The 6,537-nt window shown below is 66.6% G+C and carries 7 protein-coding genes; all 7 read right to left on the reverse strand.

What is annotated here, in order from left to right; genetic code table 11:
* Positions 1 to 96 precede the first annotated feature (96 nt).
* Positions 97 to 1,080: a bifunctional DNA-formamidopyrimidine glycosylase/DNA-(apurinic or apyrimidinic site) lyase gene (mutM, locus tag RIN46_RS13910; RefSeq protein WP_309081902.1), complete on the reverse strand. Its 984-nt coding sequence runs from the start codon at positions 1,078 to 1,080 to the stop codon at positions 97 to 99.
* Complete coding sequence (gene rnc / locus RIN46_RS13915; protein WP_309081903.1) at positions 1,073 to 1,813, reverse strand: ribonuclease III; 741 nt, start codon at positions 1,811 to 1,813, stop codon at positions 1,073 to 1,075. The genes mutM and rnc overlap by 8 nt, the downstream gene beginning before the upstream one ends.
* A gap of 9 nt (positions 1,814 to 1,822) precedes the next feature.
* Positions 1,823 to 2,026 carry a 50S ribosomal protein L32 gene (rpmF, locus tag RIN46_RS13920; protein ID WP_309081904.1) on the reverse strand — a complete coding sequence of 68 codons (204 nt, stop codon included), beginning with the start codon at positions 2,024 to 2,026 and terminating at the stop codon, positions 1,823 to 1,825.
* Positions 2,027 to 2,028: 2 nt separating this feature from the next.
* Complete coding sequence (locus tag RIN46_RS13925; protein ID WP_309081985.1) at positions 2,029 to 2,589, reverse strand: DUF177 domain-containing protein; 561 nt, start codon at positions 2,587 to 2,589, stop codon at positions 2,029 to 2,031.
* A 159-nt stretch (positions 2,590 to 2,748) separates the two neighbouring features.
* Positions 2,749 to 3,645, reverse strand: coding sequence for a UTP--glucose-1-phosphate uridylyltransferase GalU (galU, locus tag RIN46_RS13930; protein ID WP_309081905.1), 897 nt, complete (start codon positions 3,643 to 3,645; stop codon positions 2,749 to 2,751).
* A 32-nt stretch (positions 3,646 to 3,677) separates the two neighbouring features.
* On the reverse strand, positions 3,678 to 4,145 hold the full coding sequence (gene coaD, locus RIN46_RS13935) for a pantetheine-phosphate adenylyltransferase (RefSeq protein WP_309081906.1): 468 nt from the start codon (positions 4,143 to 4,145) through the stop codon (positions 3,678 to 3,680).
* A 35-nt stretch (positions 4,146 to 4,180) separates the two neighbouring features.
* Entirely contained in the window at positions 4,181 to 6,148 is a 1,968-nt protein-coding gene (locus RIN46_RS13940) for a hypothetical protein (protein ID WP_309081907.1), read from the reverse strand.
* Between the last annotated feature and the right edge of the window lie 389 nt (positions 6,149 to 6,537).

A 6,537-nucleotide genomic window follows, 5' to 3' on the forward strand; every position in this document is an offset into this window, starting at 1 on the left:
GACGGCGGTCGGTGCCCGCCGACGCACGCGGGGCCGACTGCCGCTCGCAGCGCCCCGGCCTCCGGGCCCTGTGGCGCAGCGGATTTCGGCGAACTTCTAAACTCTAGCGTCCGCTGCTGTGAATTTCTTGAGGCGCGGCCGTCGCTGGCAGCGCGGGCACCGGTAGCTCGAGCGTCCCATGAAGGGTTCGCGGACGATCCGGCCGCCGCAGCGGAGGCAGTCGCGGCCCTCCCTCCCGTACGCCTGCAGGGATCGGGCGAAGTAGCCGCTCTCCCCGTTCACGTTGACGTAGAGCGAGTCGAAGCTGGTCCCGCCCTCCTCGAGTGAGCGGCGCATCACGTCGATGAGCGCCTCGAGGAGGATGCCGCTGTGCGTCCGGGTGAGTGTGGACGCAGGACGATCGTAGTGCAGGCTCGCGTACCAGAGGGCTTCGTCGGCGTAGATGTTCCCCACGCCGCTGATCACGGCCTGGTCGAGGATGACGCGCTTGACGCCGGTGGTGCGCGGGCGTCCGCTCGGCAGCCGGGTGAGCGCCCGGTGGAACGTGGACGGGTCCCACAGCGGGTCCAGCACGTCCCGGGCGATGTGACCCGCGGCCGCCGGGATCAGCGGCAGGTCGGTCCCCGCGCCGCCGGGCGCGCCGTCGAGGGTGGGGACCAGGGGGCTGACGAACATGCCGCCGAAGATGCGCTGGTCGACGAATCGGAGCTCTCCCGGCAGGTCGGAGGTTCCCTCGTGGCGGGCCGGTCCGCCGTCGAGCGTCAGCCTGATCTTCAGGTGGCGCGGATCGGGCATGGCGGGGTCCTGCAGGAGGACCTGGCCGCTCATGCCGAGATGCGTCACGACGGCGTCGCGCGGCTCCGCCGCGGCGTCCCGGACGAAAGGCAGCCAGAGGAATTTGCCGCGCCGGGCCGCGGCGGCGAAGCGGGCGCCGAGGAGCGCCGACTCGAACGCGGCGGGCCCGCCCTCCTGGCGGCGGACGGACCGGGCGTCGACGATGTCGACCGTCTCGACGCGGCGGCCGGAGACCCAGCGGTCTAGTCCGCGGCGGACCACCTCGGCCTCGGGCAGCTCAGGCACGGCGGGTGCCGCGGACGTGCTCCTTGGACTCGACCGCCGCGGCGCCGTTGCTGTCTGCGGCGTTGAGCAGCTTCCAGGAGGCGGCCGCGGCCTCCTGTTCGGCCTCCTTCTTCGAGGGGCCGCTGCCCGTGCCGTAGTCGGCGCCGCCGATGGTCAGCGTGGCCCGGAAGACGCGAGCGTGGTCCGGGCCGGAGCCCTCGACGACGTAGTGGACGGCGCCCAGCTTCCGGCTCGCGGCGACCTCCTGGATCGCGGTCTTCCAGTCGACGCCGGCTCCGAGGTTCTCGACCTCGTCCAGCAGGGGGACGATCAGACGCAGGACCATGTCCTTGGCCGCCTCGACGCCGCAGCTGAGCATGGTGGCGCCGATGAGGGCCTCGGTGGTGTCGGCGAGGATGGATGCCTTGTCGCTGCCGCCGGTCAGCTTCTCCCCCTGTCCGAGGTGCACGAACTCGCCGATCCCGAGGTCCCGGGCCACCCGGGCGAGAGCGCGGGTGCTCACGACGGCGGCCCGGCGCTTGGCCAGATCGCCCTCGGGCAGGTCGGGGTACCGGTGGTAGAGATGCTCCGTGATCGTGTAGCCGAGGATGGAGTCGCCGAGGAACTCGAGGCGCTCGTTGGTGGGGATGCCACCGTGCTCGTACGCATACGAGCGGTGCGTGAGGGCAAGACGAAGCGTCTCGGAGTCGATGTCGACTCCGAGACGCTTCAACAGGTCTTCTGATGCTGGCATCAGACGTCTTTAGGCGTCTGCTACCTTGCGGCCCTTGTACTCAAGGAACAGCTCGGTGCCGGCAGAATCGGTCACGACCTTGGCCTGGTGCGGCAGGCTGTAGGTGACGCGACCGTTCTCGACGGTCTTGACCAGGTTGGGCGCGGTGGCCTTCCACTGGGACCGGCGTGCACGGGTATTGGCGCGAGACATTTTCCGCTTCGGGACAGCCACGGCTAACTCTCTTCTCTCTCGACTGAATCTTTACGTGAATCCGCTGAATCAGCGGGGGTGCCGAGCAGGCCACTCAAGGCCGCCCAGCGAGGATCTAGGACTTCATGGTGGTGGTCCGGATCCTCTTCAAGGCGTACCCCGCACTCGGGGCAGAGGCCTTCACAGTCTTCCCGGCACACCGGCTGGAACGGCAGCGCGGTCACCACTGCGTCCCTGAGCACCGGTTCCACGTCGACGAAGTCGTCCTGGACCAGATGCTGCTCCGCTTCTTCATCCTCGGACCCCTCGATGGGGTCGTAGTAGAAGAGCTCCTGAAAATCGGCGACGAGACTGTACTCGATGGCTTCCAGGCACCGGCCGCATTCGCCGACGATGTCGACTTCAGCTTCGCCAGTGACCAGGATCCCCTCGTGCACCGCCTCGAAGCGCACGTCGAGGTCGATATCCGACCCCTCGGGTACGCCGATGAGCGCCACGCCCATTTCCGCGGGCGCGGGCACCGTCTCCTCCAAGGTCCTCATGTTTCCCGGGCTGCGCCCGAGATCCTTGACCGAGAAGGCCAGCGGCGAACTGCGATCGAGACCGGGTGACGCCGGGCGATCATGACGCTTGTCGCTAATGAGAACTCCTGTAGAACATAGACCGACATTACATCTTAGCCGCTGCGGGCCCGTAGCCCAAACCGTCGCCACGGGCGTGTCGGGCCAGCCCGCTCGGATGGCCTAGAAGCCGCTGGAGAGCTCCTTGAGCCACGGCTTCAGTGCCGGGCCGAGATCGTCGCGGGCGCACGCCAGCTCGACGACGGCCTTGAGGTAGCTCAACTTGTCGCCCGTGTCGTACCGGCTGCCCTTGAAGACGACGGCGTACACGCCGGCCCCCTCGCCGTCCATCCCCGCCAGGGACTCGAGCGCGTCCGTCAGCTGGATCTCCCCACCGCGGCCGGGTCCCGTCTGCTCGAGGACATCGAAGACGCGCGGGGAGAGCACGTAGCGGCCGATAATCGCCAGATTGGACGGGGCCTCGCTGGGATCCGGCTTCTCCACCAGGCCGTGCACCCGGACATAGTCCTCCCCGTCCACGGGTTCGACGTCGGCACAGCCGTAGGCGCTGATCGCCTCCGGGTCGACCTCCATGAGGGCGATCACGGAGCCGCCGGTCTCCTCCTGGACCCGGATCATCTCCTCGAGCAGGTGCTCGTCCTCGGCGATGAGGTCGTCGCCGAGCAGGACGGCGAACGGCTCGTTGCCGACATGGCGCTTCGCGCAGAGGACCGCATGCCCGAGCCCCTTGGCATCGATCTGGCGCACGTAGTGGATGTCGCCGAGATCGGTTGCCTCGTTGACGAGTTCGAGCTTGCGCGTGTCCCCCTTGTCGGCCAGCGCGGCCTCCAGGGAGGGCACTCGGTCGAAGTGGTCCTCGAGGGCTCGCTTGGAGCGGCCGGTGATCATCAGGACGTCGTCGAGTCCGGCGCGCACGGCCTCGGAGACGACGTACTGAATGGCCGGCCGGTCGACGACGGGCAGCATCTCCTTCGGCATGGCCTTGGTCGCCGGCAGGAAGCGGGTGCCGAGCCCGGCCGCCGGAATGACTGCCTTGGTTACTCGTTTGCGGTGCGTCAAAGACTTTCCCTTCGGTCGTTGGTGTGAGGCGTTCAGGACTCGAACCGCTGGATGACGGCTCGGGGCACGTAGTCGGAGACGTCGCCTCCGAGCGCCGCGACCTCCTTGAGCAGGCTCGAGGAGATGTGCGCGTAGTGGCTGTCGGCGATGAGGAAAACGGTCTCGACCCCCGTGAGGTGTCGATTCATCGTCGCCATCGGTGCCTCGTACTGGAAGTCGGTGGAGTTCCGGAGCCCTTTGATGATGGCGTCTGCCCCGACGTCGCGGCAGAAGTCCGCGAGCAGCCCATCCCCCATCGGACGCACGGTGATCCCGGCGATGGAGGAAAGCGTCTGACGGGCCATCTCGATGCGCTCCGACTCCTCGAAGCGGTATTGCTTCGAGTAATTGGTGGAAACCGCGACCACCACCTCGTCGAACAACCGCGTTGCTCGGGCAATGATCTCGATGTGACCTTTGTGAATCGGGTCGAAGGAACCCGGGCAAACGGCGCGCCTCATGGTTCGAACATACCGGAAAGTTATTCCGTGAACCCTCAATGAACCTGACGAAAGAGCTGAGAGCCACGGCTGTAGTAGATCTCCCCGCTTTCGAGCCGGACCAGATTCGTGCCGTGTCCCAGCACACGCCGGGTCAGCGTCCGCTTGTCGATCTCGAAGAGCCGGCCCCGAGCGCACCCGATCAATTTCTCGTGCGCATCATAGAGCGCTCGACCGGTCACGTACCGTTCTGAGTCGGACCGCTGCTCGTAGACTTCGGAGCGCAGGACTTCGAGGCCGTCCCGACGAAGCTGAAAGACAGCGCTTCCTGTGATCCCCCAGAGGGTTCCATCCGCCTCATCGACGGCAAGCGCAGAGACGTTGCGTTCGCCCGGCACTGGAGTCACCGACGCCAGGATCTCGCCACTTCTGACGTCCATGGCGACGACGCGCCCATGCCCGCTCGGGACGTTGGCCCCTAACCCTGCACCAGGTCCAGTGCCGACGATCACGCTGTGCCCCACGCCGGGTGCCAGGCACAGTGGCGTATGGTCGTCCAGCGTGTCTCTATAGGTGCGTTGCCACGTCAGCTCGGGGTCGACCACAGTGAGCGCTCCACCGATGCGTCCATAGTCCGGAGCTGTGCCGACGATGACGAACCCTGCGTGCGAGAGCAGAGCAACGGGGCGGTCCTGTTGCTCGCCGGGGGCGAGGTCAATCTCCTCGGCGTCGTCGTCCGGCACAGCGGTCCGGCCGTCCGGGTGCCTGTCCCCCACGAGGGACGCCAGACCCCCCTCAGTCAAGTGAGAGCGGTCAATCGGCCGCTGCTCAGCGGGCGGGGCCAGAGGATTAGTTCTGAGCAGCCGTCGCAGGCTAGCTCCTGGATAGGAGCCGGCGAAGAGGTCGTACCCGTGGGTGCAGAAGGCCTCGATTTGGCCTTGTGAGGGCAACGTCCCGAAGTCGGCGTCGCCTTCCACGAATGACGCGGGCAGTGGCTTCGGACGGTAGGTGGCAACGCTGTACGTCGTCCCGAAAGCACCAGCGACGAGCTCGCCGGAAGGGCCCAGTCCCAAAGAGCGAATGAGTCTCGAGCCGCCGCGCACTTCGGACCGAATACGAGTGGACTCGTCGGAAGCCCGGTCCCAGAGAAGAAGTGTGCCAGTGACAGTCGTCGTTACGAGATGATCGCTCCCGGCTGCCCCGGGCCGCATCCACCCTGCCCCACGAAGGGCTGAAACTTCCATACTCCGCCGGACAGGCTGCTGACGCGTCGTCGGATCGTACTCGTACAGCCGCTGGTCCGTGCCCGCATAGAAGAGCGCCGCTCTGGACGACCCTGGAGGCGCTACGGCCAACCCCGGAGCGGCCCCATCAATGGAATCGATCCATGTGGCAGCGCTCAACGCTCGGACGTAGATGCGGTTCTCGGGGTCGACACGAGCAAACAGATAGTCTCCCGACACGGCCAGGTCGTAGACGAAAGATCTGTCGGCCTCTCGACCGTCTTCAGGCCCGGGAAGATCGATGCGCTGAATCTGCCCGTCCGCAAGCCGGACACGAAATACTGCGGGGTCTCGGGTGCCTGTTCCAACATAGGCATAGTTACCGACCGAGGCCAAGGCGATCGTGTAATCGTTGCCGTCGCCGAAGGGTCCGTACTCACGCCACCGTCCCTTGCCGGGATCAGAGGAAGACGGAGAGTAGTGCAGCAGGCGCCCTTCACCATAGGTCGTCGCCAGAAATCCGCCGGCCCCGTCGGGCACCGCGCGCTCGAAGAAGAGATCTTCCGCAGGCGCTCCCTCAACGGTAAAAACCTCAAAGCTCCCGGTGTCTACAAGGAAGCTGCGACCATCCGTGGTGCCGACAAACGCAAGGCTTCTCGCCGAATCGATGGCGACTGCCCACGCCGAGGCGGAATCCTCTGTTCCCATTCCGTCCGTGGCGGGCAACTCGATCTCCTTGAGGACGGCTCCTGTCTCCGCTGCGATGATGCTGATTCGACCAGGGCTGCCACCGGCGACCATGACAGTGAGGTTGGATCCGTCAGGACTTCGGCCCCACGCGGCGACCGGAACTATGACTTCGCGGAGAGGTGCCCCGAGCCTGATCTCCTCATGGCCATCGACAGACGCGTCAGCGCCGGGGCCTCGGGGTGGCGCCTCCGTGACCGAGCCCTCGCCAACGGGATCCGTCGCCCCACAGGCGGTACCCGCACTGACAGCTCCAGCGAGTGTCATGCCGAGCAATGTGCGCCGGGAGACGTGAGGGGCGGCGTGCGTATCGGTCATAGCGCCCCTAAGCTTCTCATGATCCCGCCCGCAGCGTTTCTGTCCCGGTCCGCCGCATCCGGCGGCGACTGTGCAGGCGCGGAACCCGCTCCAACGGAAGGCACTGAATGACGGCCCATTCATCC

Source organism: Zhihengliuella sp. (assembly GCF_031178195.1).
In the GTDB taxonomy this organism is placed as follows: Bacteria; Actinomycetota; Actinomycetes; order Actinomycetales; family Micrococcaceae; genus Zhihengliuella.

Excerpts from the sequence above, each read along its gene's own strand:
- rnc (WP_309081903.1), bottom strand. The coding sequence starts at position 1,813 with ATGCCAGCATCAGAAGACCTGTTGAAGCGTCTCGGAGTCGACATCGAC.
- coaD (WP_309081906.1), bottom strand. The coding sequence starts at position 4,145 with ATGAGGCGCGCCGTTTGCCCGGGTTCCTTCGACCCGATTCACAAAGGT.
- RIN46_RS13940 (WP_309081907.1), bottom strand. The coding sequence starts at position 6,148 with ATGGTCGCCGGTGGCAGCCCTGGTCGAATCAGCATCATCGCAGCGGAG.